Below are 26,980 nucleotides of genomic sequence, written 5' to 3' on the forward strand. Positions count from 1 at the left end.
TTCCTTGTCCTTTCGATCAGAAGTGCGCGGGTTCGAGCTCGTAGAGGCATTCGCTGCCGGCCTTGACCGACGCGCTCAACGAGTGGATGCGCGGCAGCAGGCGGGCGAAGTAGAAACGCGCGGTACCCAGCTTGCTGGCGTAAAAGTCATCCTCGGCCTGTTTGCCCATGGCCGCTTTGGCCATCAGTGCCCACATGTAGGCGTAAGCGGTGTAGCCGAATGCTTGCAGGTACTCGACCGAGGCCGCGCCGATTTCGTTGGGATTGCTGATGGCCCGATCCAGCAACCACGCGGTCAGTTCGTCGAGGGTGTCCACGGCGGCGTCCAGTGGTTTGCAGAACTCGCCGAGGTCGGCATCGGCGCTGGCGGTGAAGTGGCGGATCTCGGTAGCGAACAAGCGATAGAGTGCCCCGCCGCTGGCGACGATCTTGCGCCCGGCCAAATCCAGTGACTGAATGCCGTTGGTGCCTTCGTATATCTGGGTGATGCGCACATCGCGAACCAGTTGCTCCTGGCCCCATTCGCGAATGTAGCCGTGGCCGCCGAAGATCTGCTGACCATGCACGGTGGTTTCCAGGCCCATGTCGGTGAGGAACGCCTTGGCCACCGGGGTCAGCAGCGACACCAGTTCCTGCGCACGGGTGCGGGTTGCCGCGTCGTCGCTGTACCTGGCGGTATCCAGTTGCAGGGCCACGTAGCTGGAGAACGCGCGCCCGCCCTCGTTCAAGGCTTTCATGGTCAACAGCATGCGTCGTACATCCGGGTGCACGATGATCGGGTCGGCGGCCTTGTCCTTGTTCTGCGCGCCGGTCGGGGAACGGCTTTGCAAACGGTCACGGGCGTATTCGACCGCGTTCTGGTAGGAGCGCTCACCCAACGCCAGGCCCTGGATCCCCACGCCCAGACGTTCGTAGTTCATCATGGTGAACATGGCCGCCAGGCCCTTGTTCGGCGCATCGACGATCCAGCCGGTGGCCTCGTCAAAGTTCATCACACAGGTGGCGGAGGCCTTGATGCCCATCTTGTGCTCGATGGAACCGCAGGACAGCGAGTTGCGCTCGCCCAGCGAGCCATCGTCATTGACCAACACCTTGGGCACCAGAAACAGCGAAATGCCCTTGGGGCCGGCCGGCGCATCCGGCAACCGCGCCAGCACCAGATGAATGATGTTTTCGGTCAGGTCGTGCTCGCCGCCGGTGATGAAAATCTTGCTGCCACTGATCTTGTAACTGCCGTCGGCCTGAGGTTCGGCGCGGGTGCGAATCAGGCCCAGGTCCGTGCCGGCATGTGCCTCGGTCAGGCACATAGAACCGGTCCAGGTGCCGGCGTACATGTTCGGCAGATAGCGTTCCTTGAGTTCCTCGCTGGCGTGGGCATTGATCGACAGGCACGCACCGGCGGTCAGCATCGGGTACAGGCCAAACGACAGGCTCGCCGAGTTGACCATCTCTTCGACCTGAGCCGAAATCGCCTTGGGCATGCCCATGCCACCGAACTGCGGATCGCCACCCACACCCACCCAACCGCCTTCGGCAAAGGCCTGGTAGGCCGCGACAAAACCGTCCGGCGCCTGGACCGCGCCGTTGTTCCAGGTGCAGCCCTGCTCGTCGCTGCTGCGGTTCAGCGGCGCGACCACTTCGGCGCTGATCTTGCCGGCCTCTTCAAGGATCGCGGCGGCCGTTTCTTCATCAATCACCTCGGCCAGGCCAGGCAATCGGGCCCATAGGCGGGACACCTCGAAGACTTCGTTGAGTACGAAGCGCATGTCGCGCAAAGGAGCTTTGTAATCAGACATAGTTGGCTTACTCGGAAGTGGTCAGGGCATGCGACATGTCCTGACGTTGGGATGTACCGGTTTCACCGGTTTGCGCCTCGTTGGCTTGCGCAACGGGGTGGCGCAGCAAAAAGTACGACAGGGCTGGAATCAGGATCAGCGCGCCGAGCATGTTCCACAGGAACATGAAGGTCAGCAGGATGCCCATGTCGGCCTGGAACTTGATCGGCGACCAGACCCAGCACACCACGCCCGCCGCCAGGGTGATGCCCACCAGGCCCACCACCCGCCCGGTAAACGACACCGCGTTGCGGTAAGCCTGACTCAGCGGCAGGCCCTGGCGCTGGTAATGCAACTGCACGCTGAGCAGGTACAAGGCGTAGTCCACGCCGATGCCCACACCCAATGCGATCACCGGCAGGGTCGCGACTTTCACGCCAATGCCCATGGCCACCATCAACGCCTCGCAAAGGATCGAAGTCAGCACCAGCGGCAACAACGCAACCAACGTGGCGCGCCAGCTGCGGAAGGTGATCAGGCAGAACAGCGTCACCGCCGCATAGACATACAGCAGCATGGTGCGATTGGCCTCGCGCACCACAATGTTGGTCGCCGCTTCAATCCCGGCCGATCCGGCCGCCAGCAGGAACTGGCGATCTGCGCTGTTGTTCTCCCGGGCGAATTTTTCGGCGATGCCCACCACGGCATCCAGGGTCTCGGCCTTGTGGTCCTTGAGGAAGGTGATCACCGGCATCAACGAGCAATCGGTGTTGAACAACTCCGGAGAGTTGACCGAGGCTTGTTGCGCGGCATAGTTCAGCACGTCCTGATTGCGCTGGATGCTGTTGAGCTTGGGGTTGCCTTCATAAGTGCCGGCGGTGATTTGCCGCACCGCGTTGACCAACGACGCGGTGGCCTGTACGCCTGGAGACTGCTGCAGCTCCCAGGCCAGGCGGTCGGCCAGGACCAGCGTCTTGTAGTTCAAGCAGCCTTCCGGCGCCGTCTTGATCATCACCGCGAACAGGTCGCTGGACAGCGCGTAATGGCTGGTGATGTAGGCGTTGTCACGGTTATAGCGAGAGTCGGCACGCAACTCCGGTGCGCCACTTTCCAGGTCGCCGATCTTCAACTGCAGGCTGACCATGAAGCCGCCGATGCCCATCAGCGCCGCAACCAGTACCGCGCCCGTGGCCCATTTGGCCGTGGTGAAGCGATCGAGCAAGTCCCACAGTTTGCCGAAGCCTTTGTGCCCGTCTGCACGGGTGTCGATTTTCAGCGCACGCTCGGCCGCCTTGGTGCCGACGCCGACATAAGACAGTGCCACCGGCATCAGCAACAGCGAGGTGAATATCAGCACCGCCACACCGATGCTGGCGGTGATCGCCAGGTCGCGGATCACCGGAATATCGATCAGCATCAGCACCGCGAACCCGACAGCGTCGGCCAGCAGCGCGGTGACGCCGGCAATGAACAGGCGGCGGAAGGTGTAGCGCGCGGCGATCAGTTTGTGGGTGCCACGGGCGATGTCTTGCATGATGCCGTTCATTTTCTGCGCCGCGTGAGACACACCGATGGCGAAGATCAGGAACGGCACGAGCACCGAATACGGGTCGATGGCATAGCCCAGCCAGGCGACGATGCCCAGTTGCCAGACCACCGCGATCAGCGAGCAGCCGACCACCAGCAAGGTGCTGCGCACGCAACGGGTGTAGGCGTAAATGATGATCAGCGACGTGACGACGGCCAGGCCGAAGAACATCATCACCTGGATCAGGCCATCGATCAGGTCGCCCATCAGTTTGGCGAAACCGATCACCCGGATTTTGTACTGGCCCTTGCCCTCTTCCCCGGCCTTGCGCGCAGCGCTGTCACCGGCGAATTCGATCTTGTCGCGCAACTGCTCTTCGAGCATCTGCGAAAAGGCGTGGTAGTCGATGCGTTGACCGCTGGCCGTGGCCTTATCCAGCAATGGAACAATGAGCATGCTCGATTTGTAATCACTGGCCACCAGGCTGCCGACGATACCGGCGCGGGAAATATTCTGGCGCAGCTGTTCTATTTCTTCCGGCTTGCCCTGGTAGGTATCAGGCATCACCGGGCCACCCTGGAAACCTTCCTCGGTGACTTCGGTCCAGCGCACCGCCGGGCTCCACAACGACTTCATCCAGGCACGGTCGACGCCTTCGGTGACGAACAGCTGATCGTTGACCTGTTTGAGCACGTCAAGATAAGCGGGATCGAAAATATCGCCCTGGGTGTTCTCCACCACCACCCGTACCGAGTTGCCCAGACCACGCAGCGACTGGCGGTTTTCCAGGAAATTCTGAATGTACGGCTGGCTCTGCGGAATCATCTTTTCGAAGCTGGGGCGCAGCTCCAGGCGCGTTGCCGCCATGTAGCCCAACACCACGGTGGCCAGCGCCATCAGCAGCATGAACAACGGACGGTAGTTGAATACCAACCGCTCCAGCAGGTTGCCGGAATGGCGGTCGAAATCCCGCAGTTCGCGGATCACCGGCATGGTTTCTTGTTTGATATTGCCCATGTCTGGGTACTCGCTCTAAGGGTTCGAGGGCTTATCGACGGACAGCGTCCGTACACCACGGCTGCCAACCACCACCAGTGCACCGTCGGCGGACTGAGTGGCGCCGGTCACCGGTGTCGGTGCCTGTTGCTGAACCAGATGCAATTGCGCGCCCGTGCCCTGGCTGACCAGCATCTGCCCGCCCTGGGTGAACAAGCGGTAGTTGCCATGGCCATCGACCAGGCCAGCGGTGATGCTGACGCGCAGGCCGCTGTCCAGCGGGGTCCAGCTCAGACCGCCATCGGTGCTGCGCAGCACATTGCCGCGCAAGCCATAGACGAGCGCTTCCCCAGGCTTGCCGAGCACACCGAAAAAACTGCCTTGGTAGGGTGTCTGCACGGCGGCGAACCGCTGTTGGGTGTCATCCCATTTGAGCAACAGCCCCTGCTCTCCCGCGATGTACAGCGCATCACCAGTGGAGGCGATGGCGTTGAGGTGAAAGCCCTGCGGGTTGTCGGTGCGGTCCTGGAACGGCGTCCAGCTCTGGCCGCCGTCTTCGGTGCGCAAGATCAGGTTGAACACCCCGACCACGTAACCGAGGCGGTCGTTGGCGAACCAGACATCGAGCAACGGTTTGTCGGCGCCCTGCGCCATCAGGCGTTCACCTTCGGCGACCAGCAGTGGCCATTGCTCGTTGCCCGGTTCTGCACTGGCCAACGCGCCGTAATGCTTGACCAGCAAGGCACCGATCTGGCGACCGTCCAGTTGCTTGCGCCAGGTCGCACCGGCGTCGTTGCTGTGCAACACCACGCCGTCACCGCCCACCGCCCAGCCATGGGTAGCGGTTGGAAAACTCACGGCATTAAGGTCGGCACTGACTGGCACCGCTGCCTGCTGCCAGTGTTTGCCGACATCATCGGTATACAGAATGTGACCACGCTGCCCGACAGCAACCAGACGCTCGCCGGCACGGGCCATGCCCGATAGCGGGCTGTTGACGGCCAAGGCGCTGACCCTGGCCGGCAGATCCAGTACGTCGACATAAGCGGACGCCTGGCTCAGGCCCTGCAACGTTACAAGCAAGGCGCCGAGCGCCAACTGCAGATAATTCTTGTACGAACACATACCGCGTCCTCTTCGGAAAACCGCGCCGGGACACACGTCCGTGTGCCTGACGTTCCAACCTGGCGCCCAAAACGATCGGCATGCACCGACCGTCGTGCGGTCCCCTGCCTGGCAGGCAGCGGACTGCACGGACGCTTTGTCACGGTTTGCTTAGCGAATCCCGTTACCGGCCAGGGACTCAGGCGACCACTGCGCCTTGGAGAGCGGATCGATGTACTTGATGCCGCCGTAAGGGCCAACCACACCGTTGATGTTGTAGGAGCCACCCACCAGGTCATAAATCATGAAAGGCGTGGAGTCCGGGATCTGCTTGTCGTAGCTCTGGCTGAGGAACGCGAAGGAGCCACGGTACAGCTGACCACGGGCGTCATATTGGTCAGAGGCCAGAGCGGTCCAGCTGTCTTCATCGAGGTAGAAGCGACGCTTCTGGTAGATGTGCCGGGCGCCAGACTTGAGGTTGCCCTCCACCACCCAGACCCGGTGTTTTTCCCAGCGCACGTAATCCGGTGCCAAGTGATTGGCGGTGGTCAGCGATTTGGGGTCCTGGGCGTAGGTCAGCTTGTAGGTGTTGTAAGGAACGATCATTTCCTGCTTGCCCACCAGCTTCCAGTCGTAGCGGTCAAGTGCACCGTTGAACACGAAAACATCGTCGTAGGTGCCAGCACCGGCGGTGCCAGGGTTAGGCGTGTCGTACGCCAGGTTCGGTGCCAGTTTGACCCGACGCTGGCCCGGCAAGTATTGCCAGGCGCGGCGCGGTTGCTGCAGCGGGTTGGCGGCGTCCTTGAGCATCACCGCTTCACCGGCCCGGCGCGCAGGGCCGGTGTAGGACAGCTTCATCTGGTAGTACACGTCGGCGCTGCTGATCGGCTGCGAAAGGTTTTCGTAGATCGGATAGGAAATGAATGCCAGGCCGGTGGTCGCCAGGCTCGGCACGCCAGCGGAATCGACGTTCCAGGAGTCGTACTTGGAGTTGATGTTGACGCCCTGGTAACGCAACAGGAAATTCCACATCGCCTCGTTACCCGACTGCGGAATCGGGAACGGCACACCGGGCAGTACGTTATCGATCGCCAGGCCGCCTTCCAGGGACTTGGCACCGGTGGCGTTTTTCACGCCATTGTCCAGCACTGCCTTGGGCAACGAGACGGTGCGGTGGGTCGGGTAGACATTGACGTGGAAGCTTGGGAAACGCTTGGCCAATTCCACCGTGGTTGCACTGAGCAAGTTCTTGTACTGATCGACGTTCTTGCCGTCGATTACCAGCAACGGCTTTTCGTTGACGAAGGGGTCCGGACGCATGCTGTCACCGGACTTGAAACTGGTCGGCGGCGTGGTCAGGCCACCGTCATAGGCGGGAATGGAGCCGTCGGCATTTGCCGCCTTTTCGGCCCCGACCAGGGTCAGGCTGCTGCCCAATTTGGCAGCGTCCTGGGTTGAAACAGCGGCCTGTACCTGGGCGGCAAGGACCAAGGCCAGCGAAGCGGCCAACACGGTTTTTGCGTAGTTCATCTTGTTATTCTCCTGCTTGCGTTGAGCAAATCAGTGGTGCATCAAAAAGTGGTTTTCATCGTCAGGTAAACGGCGCCACGGTCCTCAGTCGTGGCACCACCACCGGAGAAGGCTGAGTAGCCGCCGCCGTAACACGCGTAGTTTTCATTGCCGCTAAAGGCATTGGGTGTGGACCCGTCGCCGCTGCCGGCATTGGCCGCGCCGCTGCTCAGACCGCTGGTGTCGCACTTGTCGGTCTCGCCGAAGGAGTCCACGTACTTCAGGTCGATGAAGTATTTGTTGTACACAACAGCCCCTACGCCCACGGCATAGTTGCCGGTGTCTTTGGCACCGCCACCGGACACCGGTGACACGCCGTCCAGACCGATGTTGATGGACATCGGTGCGTTGAGGTCGACACCGGGAAACACCTGGTACCAGGTCGGTGTGAAGTTGACCGCGATGCCCCAGTTGTCCCGGGTCGGCTGGTCGATACCGCGATAGGTATCCTTACCCTTGTAGAGCGCCTCGTTCTTGCTATCGAGCTTGAGCAAGTTGCTGTAGTACAACTCGGCGAGCAGGCTGGCCGAATCGAACACCGGGGTTTTCGGGAAGGTCATCAGGCCGTTGAGCGTCCAGTGCAAGGTGTCGCCGGTGGCGGCCATGCTGTCGCCCTTCTGCGGGTTGTCATAAACCACACCGGTGGCCGCCGTACGCCCCGGCAACAGGCCAAGGCCCGCGCCCAGACCGAGTGGGCTGTTAGTGCTGACAATCGCCGGAATACTGGCCAACGGCATGTTGTGACGAATGTTCAGGTCCGACCCGACGCTGATCCCGCCAACGTCTTTGGACAGGCTCAGGCCAACGATCTTGATGTTGTCGGCATAGGCCATTTGATAGGTGGCGGTGCTCAGCGAGTTGAGCGTGTTGATCACCGCAGGCACTTGCCCTGCCGGCCGGGTGCCGTTGGGGTTGGCCGAACTCAGGCCTCTGGCATCCAGCCAGGCTTGCGGCAGGATTTCCGAGGTTTCGCGGTAGTAAACGCCGAGGGTGCCATCCAGCCAGGCCGGCGACCACTTGGCCATCACGCCCCAGTCTCCGCGCTTGTCTGGCGTCAGGTCGTGACCGCGACGCACATTGGTCAGCCCGTTGCAGGGCGCCAGACCACAACCCAGCGGGCTGCCCGGCACCACGCCATTGGTGTTGCCCAGCAGGAACGATTGCGCACCGAAGCCGACCAGATCGGAGCCGCCATAGTAAGTACCGGCTTCAGGCAGGCGGGCGGCATCCCAATCCAGGAAATACTGAGCACCCACGGTCAACTCGGGATTGACGGTGAACGACATCGACAACTGGTTACGCGGAACGAACAGTTCCTTGGCTTCGGTCCCCGGCGAGGCGGCCAGTTTGGCCAGGTCCAGGCCGGACTGGCCATAACTGATCGAGTGCACCGGGTTGAGGATGGTTTCTCCCCAGAACACGTTGTGCTGGCCGGCCTTGGCGCTCAACAGCGACTCCTCGCCCACTTCGGTGCTGTAGAACACGAAGGCATCGAGGATTTCGCCGGATGGACCGGTGTAGTAACGCTGGGCGTAGTTGCTCAGGTGCGGGCTGCCGTTGCCGACATTGTCGCCGGTGACCCCGGCCAGGCGCGGATCGTTGGCCACCAGACCCGACCTTGCGTCATTGCCGTTGACGAACGGGTTGGAATTGGAACCGGTATTCTCGTAGGCCTTGTCGTACCAGCTGGCGGCGCTGACGCGAAAGCCCATGTGGTTCTGGTAGACCACATCCATCTCGGTCAACAGGTCGATACGGTTGGTGATGTTGGTTCCGGCCTTGCGGAAGTTGTAATCGCCATCGTTGTTGTTCGGTGTCGCCAACATCCGCTTGTCGGCGCTTTCGGTGCGTACGCCGTAGTTGTACTTCACGGTGTTATCAACACGCACGGTCCAGTCCGGGTTACCTGTCTCGAATTCGACCGCCTGCGCGACCGGCATGGCTGCGGCCAGAATGGCCGAGGCCAGCAAGGTGTATCGCGAGGGTGCGAAGCCGTGACTCTTATTGTTGTACATTGCGTTGTCTCTCCGCCTTTTTGTATTTGTTTTAAGCGCAGCCGCCCTCGCGCAACCCTTGTTTCAGGTGTTTGCGTTTTTCAGGAATGAGGGCAAATACCGGATGGCTGGGGCCAACCGGCGCCTGAACTAGCGATCCAGCTCCAGGATGAGTGCTTCGGCTTGCGGCCAGTGGCCAAACCCTGCTGCCGGATTGAGATGACCCACCTCGCCCAGGTTGAGCAGTTCACTGCCCCAGCTGTGCGCCAGGCGAGTGGCGGCATCCAGGCTGGCAAGGTGGTCGTTGGTACTGGCGGCCACCAGGCTGCGGAATGGCAGTGGCTCTTTGGGTAGAGGATTCCAACCCTGGGTACGCAGGGTTTCGGCAGATGGGTAGCCTTGCGGCCATTGAGCATCGAGGTCCGGAGGCGTGGCCAGCAGCGCGCCCTTGATCGGCCGACTGTGCTGCGCTGCCCAGTGCGCGACCATCAGCACACCGGCGCTGTGAGCGACCAGGATCACCGGCCCGTCGATCTGCTCCAGCGCGTGCTGGATCGCTTCGACACGCTTGGCGCAATCGAGCTTGTCGGTTTCCAGGGGCGGCACACTGCGTACCTTGCACAGCCTTGCCTCAAGCAGCGTTTGCCAATGCTCGGTAACGTGCTCGCGCAGACCCGGTACGATCAGAACGGTTGCGGCAGTTTGCAGTTTGTCCACTTCAACACCTTCGCTTTCTCGATGACTCGACTGGCTCTATACGCCAGGGGCTTTTTGTAGGACTGACATTAAAGACCCCCCACCCCAGGTGCTTTTCATTGGACGTCAGGCACTTTTCTTTTCATGACAAATTTGCCGAGACTGGCGTGCCCCGACCACTGGTCGAAAAAGCCCCCAGCTTCGCTGTGGGTCACTGTAATCAATGGGTGAGCGTCGTTTGCTCGACAACCACGCAGGGGCTTCTGGACAGAATCGGGTGAGTTCTCTCGACAACGTCACAACTGTTCAATTGCTGATGTGCTGGATATAGTCGCCACGCTCATCCGAATCGCAACCGGCCCAGGAAAGAACTTCGCATGCCCAAGCTTGTTCGCGCCGCTGTCTTGACCAACTACCTGGAGGTCACTCAATACCTGGGGTTCAACCCGCGTGATGTATTGGCCGGCGTCGGCTTGAGCAAAGCGCTGCTGCAAGCGCCCGAACACCGCATCCCCATTGATGCCGCCGTACGCCTGCTGGAAGATTCGGCCGCCGCCAGTGGCTGCCAGAGCTTCGGCCTGAGCATGGCCGAGTCCCGTCAGCTGTCGGACTTCGGCGTGGTCAGCCTGCTGCTCAGCCACCAGCGAACGCTGCGAGATGCCTTGCAGGTGGTGGTGCATTACCGTCATCTGATGAACGATTCATTGGCCATCTTCATTGAAGAAGCCGGCAAGATGGTGATCATTCGCGAAGAGGTGGTCACCGAGTCGCCGATGCCCAGCCGGCAAGCCACCGAACTGGCCATCGGTGTGATGTTCCGCCTGTGCGCCGCGCTGCTCGGCACCCACTGGCACCCTTACAGCGTCAACTTCACGCACCAGCCTCCCGACAACCTGCAACTGCATCGGCGCCTGTTCGGTTGCAAGCTGGAGTTCGGCAGCGAGTTCAACGGCATTGTCTGCTCCGACGCCAGCCTCGACGTGACCAACCCCAATGCCGACCCGGCCATGGCTCGTTACGCCCAGAGCTACCTCGACTCGCTGCTCAGCCACGAAGGCCCTTCGATGCTGTTCGAGGTGCGCAAAGCCATCTACCTGCTGCTGCCGATGGGGCGCGCCACCATCGAGCAGATCGCCCAGACCCAAGGCATGAACGTACGTACCCTGCAACGTCGCCTGAAAGACGATGGCTGCGCCTTCAACGACCTGATCAACGACGTGCGCCGCGACCTGGTGTTGCGCTACCTGGAAAACCCGAATTATTCGCTGGGACGCATTGCCGACATGCTCGGCTATTCCATGGCGAGTTCCTTCACACGCTGGTTCATCACCCAGTTCGGCATGCCGCCCGCCGCATGGCGCAGCGCGCAAAAGCACCCCGTCAAAGCACCATCAGACCTGAGCCCCCTGCCCGGCTCCAGCGAACCCTGAAGCGGACGCAAACCAGGCAAAAAAAAACGGCGACTGCTGGCACAGTCACCGCAAAAGAACCGGTGTTTATGACACACCGGCCGAGGAGTCCCAATGCAATGTGAAACAAAGTCCGGCCCCCGTAGGAGCTGTCGAGCTCCAGCGAGGCTGCGATCGGCTGCGAAGCAGTCGTAAAACCAGAACCTGCGGTGCATCAGGCAAACCGCGTCAGCCGGATTCACGACTGCTTCGCAGCCGGACGCAGCCTCGCTGGAGCTCGACAGCTGCTACGGCCGATCGCAGCTTCGCAGGCTCGACAGCTCCTACGGGATAGCATTACGGCTGCCAATATTTTCAACGGGCTTAGAGCCCCCAGCGCAACAACAGCAGCACCAGCACGACCAGGAACACCGTTTCCCCCACCATCAGCAGGATTGGCTTGATGCCCACCGCCGCCAGTTCCTTGAGCTGGGTTTTCATGCCCAGGGCGCTGATGGAAACCACCAGGCACCAGCGCGACAATTCATTGACCGAGCCCTGCACCACCGGGGCTATCCAGCCGGTGCTGTTGATACAGGCCAGAATCAGAAAGCCGACGGCGAACCATGGCAGCAGCGGCGGTCGTTTGCCGGTCGGGTCGGCGCCTTGCATGCGGGTAATCATCGCGGCGCAGACGATCACCGGCAGCAGCATGGCAACCCGCATCAGCTTGATCACCGTGGCCGTATCGCCGGTCTCGGTCGACATGCTGTAACCGGCACCGACCACCTGGGCGACATCGTGAATGGTCGCCCCCAGGAACACGCCCGCCACTTGCGGCGACAACGACAGCCAGTTGGCAATCATCGGGTACACAATCATCGCCAGGGTCGACAGCGCCGACACCCCAATCACCGTGAACAACGTTGCGCGTTCTTTCTGCGGATGGTTCGGCAATGCCGCCGCCAGCGCCAACGCCGCCGATGCACCACAAATCGCGGTGGCCCCACCTGTCAGCATGCCGAACAAGCGTTGAAAACCCAGCGCCTTGGCCGCAATCACCGAGACGCCGATCGTCACCACCACCACAATCACCACCAGCGCCACAGGCTTCCAGCCCAGCGCGGCAATCTGTTCGAGGGTGATGCGCATGCCCAGCAACGCCACGCCAATGCGCAACACCGTGCGTGCCGTGAATTCGATGCCCGCCTTGCAGGCGCCATCCCCGGCCAGGAAGTTCAGCGCCATGCCCAATAACAACGCGAACAGCATCACCGGCGCGCCGTAATGCTCGGACAAAAAGGACGCCGCCGCCGCCACGATCAGGCTGACGACAAACCCCGGCGCCAATTCGCGCGTTCGGCTATGGATACGGGTAAGAGCGAGAGCGCTCATGGCACGGACTCCTGGGGAACGATGACGATGAATGCCTGACCGTCGATGATCTCGACGGGGTAGTTGGCGACTTTGAGCTGGGTTGAATTGAGCAAGTAACCGCTGCGCAGATCGAAGCGCAGGCCATGGGCACAACACTGAATCACCCGCCCCTCAAGACGCCCGCCACACAGCGAGGCGCCCTGGTGCGGGCAACTGTCGTCGATGGCGAACAAGTCACCTTCGACGTTGAATAACGCCAGGCTTTTGCCCTCGAATTCGAACAGCGCACGACCGCCTGCCGGCGGGAGTTTTGCAGCGGGCACGGGAATACGAAGACTCATGCCGGTTGCCGCTTGCGAGTACTTTCAACCAAGGCTTCGCACATGGCCTCCAGCAGCACCTCGGCAGGCTGTGCGCCCACCAATGTCAGGCGACGGTCGAACTGAAAATTGGGTACGCCGCTGGCCGCTCCCGCCTCGTTGCCGACGTAAGGTTCGCCGTCACCTTGCAGAAAGGAGGCCATCGCCGCAGCGTTGAAGCCACACGAGCGGGCGATGACCAGCAAGGTGTCCGGGCAGCCAAGATTTTCGCCAAACTGAAAGTAGGCCGCGAACAAACGTTCCAGCAACACATCGCATTGGGCGCTATTGCCCAGCGCCCTCGCCCGCTCCAGCAAGCGATGGGCGTCGGCGGTATTGGGCATGTTGGGGATACGGCTCAAATCGATGGGCACACCCACCGCCATCGCTGCCTGCCGCACCTGGGCCTGGCGCATCGCTACCGCTTCAGGACTGCCCAGACGCTTGAGGTAAAAATCGGCGAAGGGTTCACCCTGTGCCGGCAGCTGTGGCAGCAACTGCACCCCGTGCCACACCGTGGTGATTTCCACGTCGGGTTGCTGCACGCGCAGCAGGTCTTGCGCGCGCTTCAGTTGACGCTTGCCGATCAGGCACCACGGGCAGATGAAATCGAAAAACACATCAATACGTAAACGACCACTCACAACTTCACCTCTAACGCCGTTTTGCCAATCGAATCGAGAACTTGCTCGCCCTTGAGCCGGGCAATGTCTTTGCGGTAGTGACACTTGGCATAAAAGAACACCGCCGCTGCCGCGATGCTGACCAGCGGCACCAGCTGAAAAGCAGCCTGCAAACCGATAAGGTCGGACACCCTGCCGGTGATGAACGGCCCGGGTGCCAGCCCCAGCATATTGTTGGCCAAGGTCAGCGTGGCGAAGGCCGTGCCATGGACCGAGTAATGGGTCAGGTTGGCAACCATGGCTCCGCAAGGGCCGGTCGTGCCGGCGGCAATCAACATACCCAGGCAGATCAGTCCCAATTGCCCTGGCCCTGCCGGCAGGGCGAACGCTGCCGACAACAGCAGGCAACTGCCCAGGCAATAAGCGATGGCCAAGGTCACTTTGCGCTCCGGCGAATGGCGACACAGTCGATCACTGAGCATGCCGCACAGGATCATTCCCGCACCGCTGCACAGCACGATGATCGCCGCGAGGCCCCCCGCCTTGTCAGTGGCCATGTCGTAATAACGATTGAGGTAACTGGGCATCCACACAATGACGGTGCCGCCGACGAACAGTTGCAAGCCACTGCCGATGTAGGCCGCGATCACCGAGCGGCTGGAAAATAGCGTACGCAACGGCCGCTTGACCGCGGCAGCCGTCTTGTTCGCCGCCTGAGCGGCACGTTGCGGCGCAATGCGTGCTTCCTTGACGATGATCGGATAAAGCACCGCCAACAGCAGGCCAAACAGCGCCATGCCGGCAAATGACCAGCGCCAGCCAAGCTTGGCGGCGATTGCACCGCCCAGTGCCATCCCTAATACCGAACCGAACATGCCACCGGCCATGAATGCACTGGCCAGGGTTGCACGCATGTGTTTTGGGAACACCGAAATCACCACGGCGATGCCGACGCTGCCGTACGCCGCTTCACCGACGCCGACCATGAACCGTGCAATGAACATCTGCTGATAGTCCTGCGCCAAAGCGCAGCCCAGGGTCGCCAGGCTCCACAGCAAAGCCATCAGCGCCAGGCTTTTTACCCGGCCGAAGCGATCCGCCAGCAATGACAGGGGAATGGTCAGCAGCCCCACCATCAGGGCGACAATGCCACTGAGCAGGCCGAGCTGGCCGTCGCTCAGGGCCCATTCGCCCTTGAGCATCGGGAACACCGCGTTCAGCACCTGACGCGACATGTAGTCGGAAATCAACAAACCGAACGTCAGCGCAAACACAATCCAGGCGTACTTGCGCGCAACGCCGACGCCACTGCAGTCATCATCGTCTGCGGCGATTGGGTGAAAGGCCATGCAGCCTCCTCAAAGCTTCGTTTTATTGTTGTTATCAAGCGTGTTGCAGGGCAGCGAGCAGGAGGCCATTGGCCCCCCGCTGCGTCTGCCGATCAGCTGCGTTGCGGCACACCTTTCTGCCCGGCCTTGCGGTTGGGGGCCATGCCATTGGCCAACAGGGTTTCTTCGATGCTTTGGTACTGCACACCGATGCGATAGATCTCACGGGCTTCTTTACCCGTGGCGATTTCGCGACCCAGTTCATGGGCGACACGCACGGTCTGCTCAATCTGCTGCACCGAGCTGAAACGCTTGCCCTTGTGATCAATGATAGTGTCTTCAATGCCTACGCGCGGGTGCATGCCCATGGCCAGCGCCATGGTGTTGAATGGCAACACATTCTTGAGCAGCGATTCGGCGGTCAGGGTGCAACCGTCCGGCGCGCGGTGGATGAAGTTGAAGAAGTTGAACGGATTGGGGCCATCGAAACCGCCGCCGATACCAATCCAGGTCAGGTTCAACGGGCCCTTGTAGACGCCCTTGCGCACCAGGCGCTCAAGGGTTTCCATGGCATGCATGCCGGTCAGCTGGAAGTGCGGCTGGATGCCGTTGTCCATCAGACGCTTGAGGTGCTCGGCGACCCAGGCCGGGCCGGCCGGCACAGTCATTTCGCTGTACGCCGCCTGATAGGCAGGATTGGCCAGGGAGGTGCCTTCCAGGTATTCCGGATACAGCAGCTCCATGATGTTCATCTGGGTGGTGTTGATGGCCACCGTGACCTGATCCGGTTTTGGCGTCAGCTCGGCCAGCATGTGCCGGGTATCGTCAGACAGCCACTTGGCGGCTTCGCCATCGCTTTCGGGGGCGAAGGAAATCGAGCCACCGACCTGGATGATCATGTCCGGCACGGCTTCACGCACACCGGCGATCAACTCGTTGAACTTGGACAGACGCTTGGAACCCTTGCCGTCCAATTCACGCACGTGCAGGTGCAATACCGTTGCACCCGCCTCATAACACTCAACCGCCTTTTGCACCTGCTCGTCCATGGTCAGCGGGATGTCTTCGGGGAAGTCTTCCGGCATCCACTCGGGGCCATACGGGGCCACGGTGATCACCACCTTTTCCATGTTTTCCGGGTGCAGGGAATCGTCGAAGAATTGCATGAGTTACTCCTGTTCTTATGATTGTTGCGCCCACCCGGGATCGTGCCTGGCAGGCGGGTTTACAAGTGCGAATGCAGCTGCGGTCAGATCAGTAAGTCGTGTCGCCGATGATGCCGGCGCGTTCCATCTTGCGATGGCACGGCGGATAATCCATGACGGCGTAGTGCTGGGTGCTGCGGTTGTCCCAGATGGCGATGCTGTTGGGTTTCCAGCGCCAGCGCACCTGATACTCGGGGATGTAGGCCTGGCTGATCAGGTAGCGCAGCAACTCGCTTGCGCCCGGGTTGGCGTCCTGGCCGAAGCGCACCCGCTCGGGGGTGTGGTAGTTGCTCAGGTGCGTCGTGAAAGCGTTGACGAACAGCACCTTTTCCCCGGTTTCCGGGTGGGTGCGCACCACCGGGTGCTCGGCATCCGGGTACATCGCCTTGAGTGCCAGACGCTTTTCGATCGGCATGGCGGCACCGAAACTCGCTTCGATGCTATGGCGCGCACGCAGGTCGGCGATCTTCACCTTCACGTCTTCGGGCAAGCGCGCATAGGCCTCGACCATGTTGGCCCACATGGTGTCGCCGCCCACCGGAGGGCATTCTATGCAACGCAGCACGCAGCCCATCGGCGGCGCCTCGCGCCAGGTCGCGTCGGTGTGCCAGGCGTTTTCGTAGCGGTCCATCGGCTGGTCCGGGTTCTTGTAGATACGCACCAGCCCGGGATGATCCGGATCACTGCCGGCCACCGGATGATCCTCCAGTTCGCCAAAGCGTCGGGCGAATGCCACATGCTCCTGGCGTGTGATGTCCTGATCACGCAGGAACACCACCCGATGCTTGAGCAACTGAGCACGAATCTCGGCAAAAAGACCGTCGTCATGGACTGCATCGGCCAGGTTGACACCCACCAGCTCAGCGCCAATGTTGCAGGTCAATTGTTCGACTTTCATGGCGGACGACTCCCTTAAATGACGAAAATCGATGAGCCCGTGGTCTTGCGTGATTCCAGGTCGCGATGGGCCTGCACGGCATCCTGCAAAGCATAGTGCTGGTTGATCTCGATCTTGATCCGGCCGCTGCCGACATGATCGAACAACTCGCCCGCCAACGCGGTTTTTTCCGCCGGGTCGGCGATGTAATCGGCCAGGGCCGGACGGGTCAGGAACAGCGAGCCTTTCATCGCCAGCAATACCGGATCGAAAGCCGGGATCGGCCCGGATGCCGTGCCGACGCACACCATCAAACCGCGACGCTTGAGCGAGTCCAGCGAGCCCATGAAGGTGTTCTTGCCAACACTGTCGAACACCACGTTGACCCCCACGCCGTCCGTCAGCTCGCGAACGCGCTGGGCGACGTCTTCGTGGCTGTAATTGATGACATGCTCGCAGCCATGGGCCAGGGCAATTTCACCCTTCGCCTCGGTGGAGACGGTGCCAATGACGTTCAGGCCGAGCAGCTTGGCCCACTGCGAAACGATCAGGCCGACACCACCGGCAGCGGCGTGCAGCAGAATGCTGTCGCCGGGCTTGAAGTCGTAAATGCGTCGCATCAGGTATGAGGACGTCAGGCCGCGCATGGTCATGGCCGCGGCAGTCTCGAAACTGATGGTTTCCGGCAATTTGATCAGCGGCGCGGCCGGGATCAGACGTTCGGTGCTGTAGGCGCCCAATGTATTGAGAAAACCGGTGTAGGTGACGCGATCACCGACTTGTACGTTGGTCACCCCTGCGCCGATGGCCTGAACCACACCAGAGGCCTCAACCCCCATGCCGTTGGGCATCGGGATCGGGTAAGTGCCATTGCGAAAATAGGTGTCGGCATAGTTCAGGCCCACCGCCACATGACGAAGACGAACCTGGCCTGGACCGGGATCGCCGACGTCGACCTCTTCATAACGAAGGACTTCGGGACCACCGGTTTCGTAGAAGCGTACGGCTTTGGCCATTTTTCTTATTCTCCAGTCTCAAGTTGGACGTGCTGCGTCGAATTGCGCTGATTGGACTGTAGGACGCCGTCTGCGCAGTCGCTTCTCATCAGACGACAATGGCTTTTCATTTCATGACAGTGGGCACTGCATCAACAGCGGCCATGGATGACTTATCCAGTGCCTCTCGATACCCTGCACACGTCGGTATGATGGTGTTCCAGGTCAACCTCCCCTCCAGATGAGCATGCGATGAAATCCCCTGCAGGTTTGCTGCTATCGGCTATCGAGCTGGACCGTGCCAGCACCATCCCCCTGTACCGCCAACTCTATTTGCAGATTCGCAAACAGATTCTCAGCGGAAAAATGCAAGGGGGCGTGCGCCTGCCGTCGACGCGGACCCTGAGCCAGGAATTGGCGCTGTCGCGGATCACCATTCTCAATGCATTCGATCAGCTGATTGCCGAAGGTTTCCTGGCCTCGCGCACCGGCGCGGGCACTTATGTCGGCAATGAGTGGGAGCGTCGAGGGACTGCCGACGAAGAGCAGCAGCGCCAGCCACCGCGCCTGTCAGACCTGAGCCAGTCCATGCTGTCATTGCGCAGCCGTCATTTTCGCGGGGTGTCCTATACCGATTGGGACCCCGCGACCCCCACCTCATTCCTGCCCAGCCACAGTAGCTATGACGCGTTCCCGCTCGCGGTATGGCGGCGCTTGATGAACCGCCACTTGCTCAAGCCGACCAAAGCCATGCTTGGCTATGGCGAACTGCAAGGGTTACAGGCCTTGCGCGTGGCGATTGCCGAATACGTCTTTGATGCCCGTGGCATCGATTGCAGTGCCGAACAGGTGGTCATCGTTTCAGGGGCTCAGCAAGCCTTCAACTTGCTGGGCATGCTGTTGCTCAATCCGCAGGACAGCGTGTGGATGGAAGACCCTGGGCACATCGCGGCGCGCATTGCGTTGCAGGCCCAGGGGGCTCAGGTGATCCCGTTGCGGATCGATGAACAGGGGATTGATCTGCGGCAAGGCCTGGCCGAGTGCCCTGACGCCCGCCTGGTGTTCACCACGCCATCTCGCCAGCATCCTTTGGGCGTGACCATGAGTTATGCGCGGCGCCAGGCGCTCATCGACTGGGCCGCGCAGTATCAGAGCTGGATTATCGAGGACGATTGCGACAGTGAGTTTCGCTACAGCGGTCGCCTTCTTCCCGCGCTCTACGCCATGGATCGGATGGCGCGAGTGATCTACGTCGGCACGTTCAGCAAAGTGCTCTTCCCCTCGCTGAGGCTGGGCTATGTGATATTGCCGCAAGCCCTGATCGAACCCTTCTGTACCCTGCGCGCGGTGATGGATCGCAGCCCGCCCACGCTGCTCCAGGCGACGACGGCGGACTTCATGCGCGAAGGCCACTTCCTCGGCCATATTCGTCGCATGCGTGCGCTGTACCAGGCCCGCCAGCAAGCACTGGTCGAGCAACTTCAGCGACAGCTGGGCGGCTTCTTCAATATCACTCCGGTGGACGCCGGCATGCACTTGATCGCCTGGCTGCCGCCCACCCTTGATGACGACGCCATCGCCAGGGAACTGGCCCGGCATAACATCCACACCTATGCCCTGAGCGACTACTGCCTTGAGCATGCTTTGCCACCTGCGCTGCTCATCGGTTTTGCCGGTACGCCTGAGAGCCAGGCGCAAGAGCGCGTCGAGGCGCTGGCCCGGGCCTTGAGCCAAATGGGGTACCTGCAGCAGGCCACTTGAGCAAGGCAAGTGGTCTTATGATTTAACTGATAATGGATCTATCGAGAGTTCCTGACTGGCGCGATAAAGACTGCGCCGGTAGACCCGGCGTCTGACCAGGAACGACTCGAAATGAACAATAAGATCCAAGAGCGATTCAATGCCTTGCTCAGCCATAAGGCTGCCGAGGATGGAACACCTCCCCTGCTGACTGAAGCACTGGCCCGCCAACTGCTCGACCGCCTTGGGCAGGTGCGCTTGTTCGCGCATGCCTACCCCTTGCTGACCAACCTCACCCATGGCCGTGTCAAACCCGCCGACCTGCTGGACTTCGCCTATCGCCACGAACTGCAGGGCCTGAGCCTGCACTTGCTCGACGGCGAAGAAAACAGCCTGAGCCAAATGACACCCGCACAGCTGCAAGCGTTTGCCGACAAGGCCAATGCGCTCGCACTGGATGTGCACCTGGAAATCAGCAGCACGCGGAAAAAAGACGTCGATCAGGTGATCGCCATCGCCAAGGCGCTGGGGGTTCGCAACATCCGCGTTTACTCGCGTTACGAGGGGGCGCTGTCCCGGGTCATGGACATGATCGAGTCAGATCTGCATTACCTCGCGCAGCAGGCAGACGAGCACGACCTGTTCTTTGACTTCGAGCAGCATGAGGAACTCAAGAGCGCCGAGATCGCGCAATTGCTGAGCCGGCTAAACCACCCACGGCTGCACGCCTTGTTCGATTTCGGCAACATGATCAACGCCTGCGAACAGCCACTACCGGCACTGCGCACCCTGGCGCCGCACATACGCCAGACCCACCTCAAAGGTGTGCGCATTGTCCCCGAGCACAACGGCTTCGGCCATTACGGCGTGCTGCAGGGCAGCGACGAAGACGACCTGCCAAGCGCCCGCCTGTTGTTCGAACTGTTGATGCTCGGCGACTCAACCCCGCAAGTGATCGCCTTCATTCTCGAGCAGGAAAACCACTACATCGCCCCGGCGTTCCGCCAGACCTCTGAGGCTGCCGATCCCTTCATTGCATACCGGGAAATGAGTGACACGCCACTCCCAGACGGCTATTCGCTCGAACGGATGCTCGCCGACGAACACCGCTGGGCAAACAACCAGGTCGCCTATGTGCGAGGCCTGCTGGCCGAGTTCCGAACCCTGGCCGAGTTGACCCTGGACAACCACGAAAACGCCTGAACCTGACGTTACAACCTGCTTACGCCTGGAGAACAATAATGACAACTCGTGACAAGGCCAAATGGCTCAGATTCCTGATTCTCATCCTCGGTGGTGGCACCATCTATAAGCTGGCGAACCTCAAGGACGCCTTTTATATCCCCATGCAAGAATTCATGGGTTTGAGCCACACTGAGATCGGCCTGCTGCTGAGCGCCAACGCCATCATCGCCACCGCACTGTTTGTCGTCGGCGGCATGCTCGCCGACCGCTACGATACGCGCAAAATGATTCCGGTCGGCCTGATCGGTACCGGCGGCCTGGGGCTGTATCTGGCAACCTTTCCGCCGTTCAGCAATCTGCTGATCGTGTTCAGCCTGCTGGCCGTCTGCGCCGATTGCTTCTTCTGGCCCTCACTGCTCAAAGCCATCCGCAACCTGGGTGACGATCAGGAACAGGGGCGGTTGTTTGGACTGTTGGAAGGTGGGCGTGGCGTCATTGATACCCTGGTCGCCTTTTCTGCACTGGGCGTTTTCGTCGCCATGGGCTCCGGTGAAACCGGTCTGAAATCGGCGATCCTGTTCTACTCGGTCATCGACATTCTGGCCGGAACCCTGACCTGGTTCCTGCTCAAGGGCGGCAGTGCGCAGTCGATTGCCAAGCCGAAGAACAGTCTGGCGAACCTCCTTGAAGCCATCAAGGTACCGGGTATCTGGCTGGTCAGTCTTAACGTGTTTATGGTCTACATCGTCTACTGTGGCCTGACCTATTTCATTCCCTACCTCAAGGAAATGTACGGGCTGCCCGTGGCACTGGTGGGCGCCTACGGCATCATCAATCAGTACTTTCTCAAAATCCTCGGTGGCCCCGCCGGAGGCTTCATTGCCGACAAGCAATTCAAGAGCACCAGCCGCTATTTGAAATGGGCCTTCCTGGCCTTGCTGCCGCTGATGGGCGTCATCCTGCTGATTCCGAAAAGCCCGAGCTTTATCTACGCAGGCATGGCCGCCACACTGTCCTTCGCACTGATCGTGTTTTCCATGCGCGGCGTGTTCTGGGCACCCATGGGCGAAGTCGGCATCCCTTCGCACATCACCGGGTCAGCCTTCGGTATCGGCTGCCTGATCGGCTACGCACCGGGCATGTTCGCTTATGTCATCTACGGTGCAATCCTCGACCATTTCCCGGGTCAGCAAGGCTATAACTATGTCTTCAGTTTGATGAGTCTGTTGGCCATTGTCGGCTTCATGGTGTCCAGCGTGTTGTACAGGAGCGTGCGAAATAAATCGGTGGCAATGGATGGGATTGGGGCGGTGCAAAGCTGATCGGATTGCCTTCACGGGGCAGGCCAAGGCCTTTCGGTGAAGGCGCTCGGTTCACGCCATCGCCCTGGACTTGAATTCCTTGAGGGTTGCGACTATCAGTGAGGTTCAAACCTTCGAGGGCAATAACATGCCAACGACTGAAGAATCGATCATCGCAGCAGCACGGCTACGCGCCGCCTACCGGGGAGAGAACGAGGCGCTGGCTGCGGCCTCAGCGCTCGAGGCACTGGCAGTGCTGAAGAAAACGCTCAAGGGAGACAAATACCAAGAGGCTCTGGAAAGGCTGTATATCGAGTACTCAATCTCTTGATCCACCTGTGCCGCCGTAGCGGCGGCACGTTGTTCACTTATTGAGGACAGTTTGAACTCGCATCACCTTGGAAGACCGCAAGGGCAGCACCGCAGAAATGAGAAGGAAAACCGACCAGGCTTCACTTGCTACCCGTACGTGACAACTCATCATCCATAACGCCCGCTGCGCTGGCGACTATCATCGCCACCACACAAGCAAGCAACGAGAACAGAGCAAAAGCCCCCATCACATGCAAGTAAGGAAGTACATGATTCCACGCTCGAGCTACCCCCAGGAAAGCGGCAAATAACCAGCCGCTCATAGAGAGAGCTCCCAAGAGCGCGAGGCGAGTGCGGCCGGAGTTGCGTAACAAGACAAAGGGGGCCTTCTGCAGCAGCGGGAAACCGATCCGGTGCAACAAAGCGCCATTGAGGCTAAGCAGCACGACAACACTCACCTTGGCCCAGAGTTTTTGATTGAGCAGATACGCGCTCCCCTCATTGAGGTAACCCTGAAACACCAACAGCAAGCCACTTCCCCAAAGAGCCAATAGCGCGAGCATGACGATTTTTTGGGTCTCGTCGAGATACTCACGCTGCATCTCATTCAACACATCCTTGCGCCAGCTCCATAGCTTTTGATCCGCCTGTAACACCCTCCCCAGAGCAATACAGGTGGCAATCAGATGACCATACACGAGTAGCATTTTGAGCATTACCTTGACCTTATTTTTATATGGGTAATGCACTCCCTCGCACCCTTGATATGAAACTAAATGATACAGATTCATATTTGTATCAACAAGTTACACAATCAACCATCCATCTGGAAGCGGCTGTTGACTTCAGCCCTCTTCGATAACCGACTCGATGTTGGCGCCATGGCGACGACGCAAGCGATTCGCCAAAGACAGGACCCAGACAAAAAACACGGGTATGCACAAGACCCCAAGCAAGGCTTGCCCCCTGCTGCGGCGACTCAGCGAAGCGGACGCTCGCTGATCGCACAGGCCGCGCGGAACAGGATTTGCGCGACGAAATCGATCTCCTGCTCGGTGATGATCAATGGCGGCAGGAAGCGCACGGTAGCACCGTGACGACCGCCCAACTCGACGATCAGACCGTGTTGCAGGCACGCCTGCTGGAAGGCCTTGGCCCGGATGGTATCCACCGGTGGATGGCCTTGAACATCAAGGGCGCCCTGCGGGTCGACGATTTCCATGCCGAGCATCAGACCACGGCCACGCACATCGCCGATCCAGTCAAATTCGCTTTGCAGCGCCAGCAACTGCTGGCGCAAATGCGCACCGGCCTTCTCGGCGTGGGCCACCAGGCCTTCATTGCGGATGAAACGCAAGGTCGCGGTACCGGCCGCCATCGCCAGCTGATTGCCACGGAACGTGCCGGCGTGGGCGCCCGGTTGCCAGACGTCCAGGGAATCGTTGTACACCATCACCGACAACGGCAGGCCGCCGCCGATGGCCTTGGACAAGGTAATCACGTCCGGGAGGATGCCCGAATGCTCGAAGCCGAACATCCTGCCGCTGCGGGCGATGCCGCATTGAATCTCATCGACGATCAACGGAATGCCGTGGGCCTGGGTCAGGCGACGCAGCTCCTGCATCCAGCGATCGGGCGCGGTAATCACCCCGCCTTCGCCCTGGATGGGTTCGAGAATCATCGCTGCCGGCGCGGTGACGCCGCTTTCCGGGTCATTGAGCAAATGTTCAAGGTAGCGCACGTTGAGCGTTACGCCTTGGTCGCCAGCCACCCCGAACGGGCAACGGTAATCGTGGGGGAACGGCAGGCGTTGTACGCCGGCCATCAAACCGCCCAGGGCGTTTTTCGGCGACAGGTTGCCGCTGATCGCCAGCGTCCCCAGGGTCATGCCGTGGTAGGCCCCTTCAAAGGCCAGTACCGAATGCCGGCCAGTGGCGGTGCGGGTCAGCTTGAGCGCTGCTTCTACGGCATCGGCACCACTGGGGCCACAAAACTGGATGCGCGCGTTACGCGCAAAGTCGGCTGGCAGGCAGCCGAAGATTTCCTGTACGAATGCGTCCTTCACCGGAGTCATGAGGTCAAGGGTATGCATCGGCACACCCGAGGCCATGACCTGAGTGATGGCTTCGATAATCACCGGATGGTTGTGACCCAGCGCCAGGGTGCCGGCACCGGCCAGGCAATCGACGAACACCTGTCCGCGACTGTCCTGCACATAGATGCCGTGGGCCCGCTCCAGCACCAGCGGAATACGCCGAGGGTAACTGCGGGCGTTGGACTCCTGCTGTTGCTGGCGTTCCAGCATCGGCGTCGGATCAAGGCAGTACGGGCTCGACAGACCGGTATGCAACAGGCGTAGCTGTTGCGCGCCACCCAATGTGACATTCGAAAAAGCACTCATGATTTCCTCCAGGGAGGCTGGGTTTGGAAGGGAACAGGGCTGCCTGAAACGAATGCTTCAGATCGATAGCCGTGAAACCGGACGCGGGAAATCCTTCCCCCGCTTCCATTTCGTCGTCGCTTTACATGTCGTAGCGCAGAACCAGACCCACGGTGCGTGGTGCGCCGACATCGATGATGTCGCCGCCGCGGTTGTTGGTGATGTATTCCTTGTCAAAGGCGTTTTTCACGTAACCGGACACTGCGACGTTCTTGGTGATCTTGTACTCGGCGTTGAAGTTGGTCAGCCAGTAAGCGTCGCTCTTGCGCTCATTAGTGACTTGACCCGCGTCATCGAACTCGTACTCCGACGGCGAGGTGCTCTGGTAAATGAGGTCGGTGTTCAGGGTCAACCGGTCATTCCAGCGATAGGTACCGCCCAGCGATATCTTGTACTTGGGCGAATAGAGGAAGTCCTCGCCACTCATGTCCCTGCCATCGCCCGTGACGAAGTCCTTGTACTTGCCATCGGTAATGGAGGCACCGGCCGTCAGGGTCAGCTGTTCGGTGAAGTCCTTCTCGACGGAGACTTCCAGCCCCTTGATGCCACTGCTCCCGGCGTTGAACACGTGAACGAAGTCGGTGTTCGTATCCAGCACACTGACCTGCTGGTCTTTCCAGTCGGTGTAGTACAGGTTGGCGCGGGTACGCAGGGTCTGGTCGAAGAACGAGCCGCGGTAGGACAACTCGTAGTTGGTGGTGTATTCCGGATCGTAGGCTTCGTGACCGGTACCGGTACGAACGTTGACGCCACCACCGCGATAGCCTTTCTGCACCATAAAGCCTACGTACTGATTGGCAGCCAGTTCATAGTCGATACCCAGCTTCGGCAATACGGCATCGAACGACTTGCTGGTTTTACCCGAGGTGGAGAAGTCGTCCTGTTCGATATCGGTGTCGTTCTTCTCGTGGTCGTAGCGCAGCCCGGTGATCAGTGTCCAGCGCGGGGCGAACGTCCAGTTGATTTCACCGAACACCGCCTTGTTTTCTATCGTCGTATCACCCTTGACGGTGCCGACCAGCTCGTTGCCAAACAACAACTGGTCATGGAAATTGTTGGTGTTGTGGCCGTAGTAGACACCCATGAAGCTCTTCACCGTGTCACCGGCGTAGTTCAGGCGCAGCTCCTGACTGAACAGGTCGCCATCCTGCGTGCGCAGAACGACCTGGTTGGCGTCGGCTGTCTGGTCGAAGTCCAGGCGGGCGTCATAGTCCGAACGGGTATTGGCGGTGAGGCTGGTAATGGACCAGTTATCGTCCAGGCGGTAATCCACCTTGGCGCTGAGGGTGTCTTGTTCGAGTTTGTCGTAAGCCTTGGTGTCGGACGACACGTCGTAATAGCGGACCTTGCCGTTTTCGCGCATGACCGAGTTGTCACCCTTGCGGCTTTCACCATGGGCGTAAGTCAGCAGCACATCCAGATCGTCGTTCGGCAGGATCAGCAGTTTTCCCCGGGCATTGTAGGTGCGGGTCGGGTTGGCATCATTGTCGAGTGCGATGTTGTCGATGTAACCGTCACCGTCCTGGTAATCCACGGCGATACGACCGGCGATCTTGTCATCGACAATCGCGCCACCACCGGCAAGCGCCCCTCCGCTCTCACCGTAGCTGCCCATGTTGCCCTGTAATGAAAGGCTTGGTTCGAACGTCGGGTTCTTGGTCTGGATGACGACCGCACCGGCCAGCGAGTTGCGGCCCTGGGTAGTGGATTGCGGACCGAGGAACACTTCGATCTGCTCGACGTCCCACAGCGGCATCGGGCTAAGGGTCAATGCGCGGTTCGGTTGCACGGCGCCGTCGACGAACACCGAAACTGCACCGTTGAGCGTGGCCGGGCCCTGGTCTTCGAAGCCGGATACCGGTACGCCGCGAATACCCCAGTTTTCATTACCTGGCTGGTTGTAGACGCCCGGCGTTCGGGCGAACACGTCGACGAGGCTGTGATCCTCCTTCTCGCGCAGTTGCTTGTCGGTGACCACGACGACACTCGACTGGGTTTGCTCCAGGGTGCGGTCGATTTTTTCACCCTTCACTGTGATCGGAGCAATCTCCATCGTGTTGGATTGTTCAGCTGCCCACACAGTGTTGGACAAGCAGATCGCCGACCCCACAGCCAGTGCCATTGTAGTTTTTTTGAAATTCACGCCCCGTTCCCCTGCGACAGATATTGGTGTTTTTTCTATGTCCAGA

Annotated in this window: 21 protein-coding genes; 5 read left to right on the plus strand and 16 right to left on the minus strand. The window is 60.3% G+C overall.

The annotated features are described in order from the left end of the window. Nucleotides 1-16 precede the first annotated feature (16 nt). The 6 genes from FHW68_RS02645 to FHW68_RS02670 form a co-directional block, all read right to left on the minus strand. Nucleotides 17-1,795, minus strand: coding sequence for an acyl-CoA dehydrogenase C-terminal domain-containing protein (locus tag FHW68_RS02645; RefSeq protein WP_183678591.1), 1,779 nt, complete (start codon nt 1,793-1,795; stop codon nt 17-19). A gap of 7 nt (nt 1,796-1,802) precedes the next feature. After that, complete coding sequence (locus tag FHW68_RS02650; RefSeq protein WP_095632929.1) at nt 1,803-4,319, minus strand: RND family transporter; 2,517 nt, start codon at nt 4,317-4,319, stop codon at nt 1,803-1,805. 15 nt (nt 4,320-4,334) lie between these two features. Continuing rightward, on the minus strand, nt 4,335-5,423 hold the full coding sequence (locus FHW68_RS02655; RefSeq protein WP_183678593.1) for a YCF48-related protein: 1,089 nt from the start codon (nt 5,421-5,423) through the stop codon (nt 4,335-4,337). 150 nt (nt 5,424-5,573) lie between these two features. Continuing rightward, nucleotides 5,574-6,932, minus strand: a complete 1,359-nt coding sequence (locus FHW68_RS02660) for a DUF1329 domain-containing protein (protein WP_183678595.1) — start codon at nt 6,930-6,932, stop codon at nt 5,574-5,576. Between the two features lie 41 nt (nt 6,933-6,973). Then, complete coding sequence (locus tag FHW68_RS02665) at nt 6,974-8,986, minus strand: DUF1302 domain-containing protein (protein WP_183678597.1); 2,013 nt, start codon at nt 8,984-8,986, stop codon at nt 6,974-6,976. A 129-nt stretch (nt 8,987-9,115) separates the two neighbouring features. After that, the gene (locus FHW68_RS02670; protein ID WP_183678599.1) at nt 9,116-9,682 is read right to left on the minus strand and encodes an alpha/beta hydrolase; all 567 of its coding nucleotides are present in this window, start codon (nt 9,680-9,682) and stop codon (nt 9,116-9,118) included. Between the two features lie 356 nt (nt 9,683-10,038). Here FHW68_RS02670 and FHW68_RS02675 point away from each other — a divergent pair, with 356 nt between their 5' ends. Next, nucleotides 10,039-11,091: an AraC family transcriptional regulator gene (locus tag FHW68_RS02675; RefSeq protein ID WP_095632934.1), complete on the plus strand. Its 1,053-nt coding sequence runs from the start codon at nt 10,039-10,041 to the stop codon at nt 11,089-11,091. Nucleotides 11,092-11,433: 342 nt separating this feature from the next. Here the strand turns inward: FHW68_RS02675 and FHW68_RS02680 are convergent, their stop codons facing one another. The 7 genes from FHW68_RS02680 to FHW68_RS02710 form a co-directional block, all read right to left on the minus strand. Further along, nucleotides 11,434-12,444: a YeiH family protein gene (locus FHW68_RS02680; protein WP_183678601.1), complete on the minus strand. Its 1,011-nt coding sequence runs from the start codon at nt 12,442-12,444 to the stop codon at nt 11,434-11,436. Next, complete coding sequence (locus tag FHW68_RS02685) at nt 12,441-12,767, minus strand: Rieske 2Fe-2S domain-containing protein (protein WP_183678603.1); 327 nt, start codon at nt 12,765-12,767, stop codon at nt 12,441-12,443. Before FHW68_RS02685 ends, FHW68_RS02680 begins: the two co-directional genes overlap by 4 nt. Continuing rightward, on the minus strand, nt 12,764-13,429 hold the full coding sequence (locus tag FHW68_RS02690; protein WP_095632937.1) for a DsbA family oxidoreductase: 666 nt from the start codon (nt 13,427-13,429) through the stop codon (nt 12,764-12,766). The genes FHW68_RS02685 and FHW68_RS02690 overlap by 4 nt, the downstream gene beginning before the upstream one ends. Continuing rightward, entirely contained in the window at nt 13,426-14,757 is a 1,332-nt protein-coding gene (locus tag FHW68_RS02695) for an MFS transporter (RefSeq protein ID WP_183678605.1), read from the minus strand. The genes FHW68_RS02690 and FHW68_RS02695 overlap by 4 nt, the downstream gene beginning before the upstream one ends. Nucleotides 14,758-14,849: 92 nt before the next feature. After that, nucleotides 14,850-15,902, minus strand: a complete 1,053-nt coding sequence (locus FHW68_RS02700) for a 3-keto-5-aminohexanoate cleavage protein (RefSeq protein WP_183678607.1) — start codon at nt 15,900-15,902, stop codon at nt 14,850-14,852. 88 nt (nt 15,903-15,990) lie between these two features. Then, nucleotides 15,991-16,839 carry a TauD/TfdA family dioxygenase gene (locus tag FHW68_RS02705; protein ID WP_095632940.1) on the minus strand — a complete coding sequence of 283 codons (849 nt, stop codon included), beginning with the start codon at nt 16,837-16,839 and terminating at the stop codon, nt 15,991-15,993. A gap of 14 nt (nt 16,840-16,853) precedes the next feature. Beyond that, nucleotides 16,854-17,834 (minus strand): quinone oxidoreductase, encoded by a 981-nt coding sequence (locus FHW68_RS02710; RefSeq protein ID WP_095632941.1) that lies wholly within the window; start codon nt 17,832-17,834, stop codon nt 16,854-16,856. Between the two features lie 231 nt (nt 17,835-18,065). Here FHW68_RS02710 and FHW68_RS02715 point away from each other — a divergent pair, with 231 nt between their 5' ends. The 4 genes from FHW68_RS02715 (at nt 18,066) to FHW68_RS02730 (ending at nt 22,370) form a co-directional block, all read left to right on the plus strand. After that, nucleotides 18,066-19,574 carry a PLP-dependent aminotransferase family protein gene (locus FHW68_RS02715; protein WP_183678609.1) on the plus strand — a complete coding sequence of 503 codons (1,509 nt, stop codon included), beginning with the start codon at nt 18,066-18,068 and terminating at the stop codon, nt 19,572-19,574. A gap of 111 nt (nt 19,575-19,685) precedes the next feature. Further along, nucleotides 19,686-20,756, plus strand: coding sequence for a sugar phosphate isomerase/epimerase (locus FHW68_RS02720; protein WP_183678611.1), 1,071 nt, complete (start codon nt 19,686-19,688; stop codon nt 20,754-20,756). Between the two features lie 38 nt (nt 20,757-20,794). Next, complete coding sequence (locus tag FHW68_RS02725; protein WP_183678613.1) at nt 20,795-22,060, plus strand: nitrate/nitrite transporter; 1,266 nt, start codon at nt 20,795-20,797, stop codon at nt 22,058-22,060. A gap of 127 nt (nt 22,061-22,187) precedes the next feature. Then, nucleotides 22,188-22,370 carry a hypothetical protein gene (locus FHW68_RS02730; protein ID WP_183678615.1) on the plus strand — a complete coding sequence of 61 codons (183 nt, stop codon included), beginning with the start codon at nt 22,188-22,190 and terminating at the stop codon, nt 22,368-22,370. A gap of 121 nt (nt 22,371-22,491) precedes the next feature. Here FHW68_RS02730 and FHW68_RS02735 read toward each other — a convergent pair whose 3' ends face one another. The 3 genes from FHW68_RS02735 to FHW68_RS02745 all read right to left on the minus strand — a co-directional run bounded on the left by FHW68_RS02735 (nt 22,492) and on the right by FHW68_RS02745 (nt 26,934). Continuing rightward, complete coding sequence (locus tag FHW68_RS02735; protein ID WP_095632945.1) at nt 22,492-23,067, minus strand: hypothetical protein; 576 nt, start codon at nt 23,065-23,067, stop codon at nt 22,492-22,494. Nucleotides 23,068-23,330: 263 nt separating this feature from the next. Next, nucleotides 23,331-24,752 (minus strand): diaminobutyrate--2-oxoglutarate transaminase, encoded by a 1,422-nt coding sequence (locus FHW68_RS02740; RefSeq protein WP_183678617.1) that lies wholly within the window; start codon nt 24,750-24,752, stop codon nt 23,331-23,333. A 121-nt stretch (nt 24,753-24,873) separates the two neighbouring features. Next, nucleotides 24,874-26,934 carry a TonB-dependent receptor gene (locus tag FHW68_RS02745; RefSeq protein ID WP_183678619.1) on the minus strand — a complete coding sequence of 687 codons (2,061 nt, stop codon included), beginning with the start codon at nt 26,932-26,934 and terminating at the stop codon, nt 24,874-24,876. Nucleotides 26,935-26,980 lie beyond the last annotated feature (46 nt).

Origin of the sequence: Pseudomonas sp. Tn43, from assembly GCF_014192635.1 — a bacterium.
GTDB lineage: Bacteria > Pseudomonadota > Gammaproteobacteria > Pseudomonadales > Pseudomonadaceae > Aquipseudomonas.

Coding starts and splice junctions, on each gene's coding strand:
- FHW68_RS02645 (WP_183678591.1), bottom strand. CDS start 1,795: ATGTCTGATTACAAAGCTCCTTTGCGCGACATGCGCTTCGTACTCAAC.
- FHW68_RS02650 (WP_095632929.1), bottom strand. CDS start 4,319: ATGGGCAATATCAAACAAGAAACCATGCCGGTGATCCGCGAACTGCGG.
- FHW68_RS02655 (WP_183678593.1), bottom strand. CDS start 5,423: ATGTGTTCGTACAAGAATTATCTGCAGTTGGCGCTCGGCGCCTTGCTT.
- FHW68_RS02660 (WP_183678595.1), bottom strand. CDS start 6,932: ATGAACTACGCAAAAACCGTGTTGGCCGCTTCGCTGGCCTTGGTCCTT.
- FHW68_RS02665 (WP_183678597.1), bottom strand. CDS start 8,986: ATGTACAACAATAAGAGTCACGGCTTCGCACCCTCGCGATACACCTTG.
- FHW68_RS02675 (WP_095632934.1), top strand. CDS start 10,039: ATGCCCAAGCTTGTTCGCGCCGCTGTCTTGACCAACTACCTGGAGGTC.
- FHW68_RS02680 (WP_183678601.1), bottom strand. CDS start 12,444: ATGAGCGCTCTCGCTCTTACCCGTATCCATAGCCGAACGCGCGAATTG.
- FHW68_RS02685 (WP_183678603.1), bottom strand. CDS start 12,767: ATGAGTCTTCGTATTCCCGTGCCCGCTGCAAAACTCCCGCCGGCAGGC.
- FHW68_RS02695 (WP_183678605.1), bottom strand. CDS start 14,757: ATGGCCTTTCACCCAATCGCCGCAGACGATGATGACTGCAGTGGCGTC.
- FHW68_RS02700 (WP_183678607.1), bottom strand. CDS start 15,902: ATGCAATTCTTCGACGATTCCCTGCACCCGGAAAACATGGAAAAGGTG.
- FHW68_RS02705 (WP_095632940.1), bottom strand. CDS start 16,839: ATGAAAGTCGAACAATTGACCTGCAACATTGGCGCTGAGCTGGTGGGT.
- FHW68_RS02710 (WP_095632941.1), bottom strand. CDS start 17,834: ATGGCCAAAGCCGTACGCTTCTACGAAACCGGTGGTCCCGAAGTCCTT.
- FHW68_RS02715 (WP_183678609.1), top strand. CDS start 18,066: ATGAAATCCCCTGCAGGTTTGCTGCTATCGGCTATCGAGCTGGACCGT.
- FHW68_RS02720 (WP_183678611.1), top strand. CDS start 19,686: ATGAACAATAAGATCCAAGAGCGATTCAATGCCTTGCTCAGCCATAAG.
- FHW68_RS02725 (WP_183678613.1), top strand. CDS start 20,795: ATGACAACTCGTGACAAGGCCAAATGGCTCAGATTCCTGATTCTCATC.
- FHW68_RS02730 (WP_183678615.1), top strand. CDS start 22,188: ATGCCAACGACTGAAGAATCGATCATCGCAGCAGCACGGCTACGCGCC.
- FHW68_RS02735 (WP_095632945.1), bottom strand. CDS start 23,067: ATGCTCAAAATGCTACTCGTGTATGGTCATCTGATTGCCACCTGTATT.
- FHW68_RS02740 (WP_183678617.1), bottom strand. CDS start 24,752: ATGAGTGCTTTTTCGAATGTCACATTGGGTGGCGCGCAACAGCTACGC.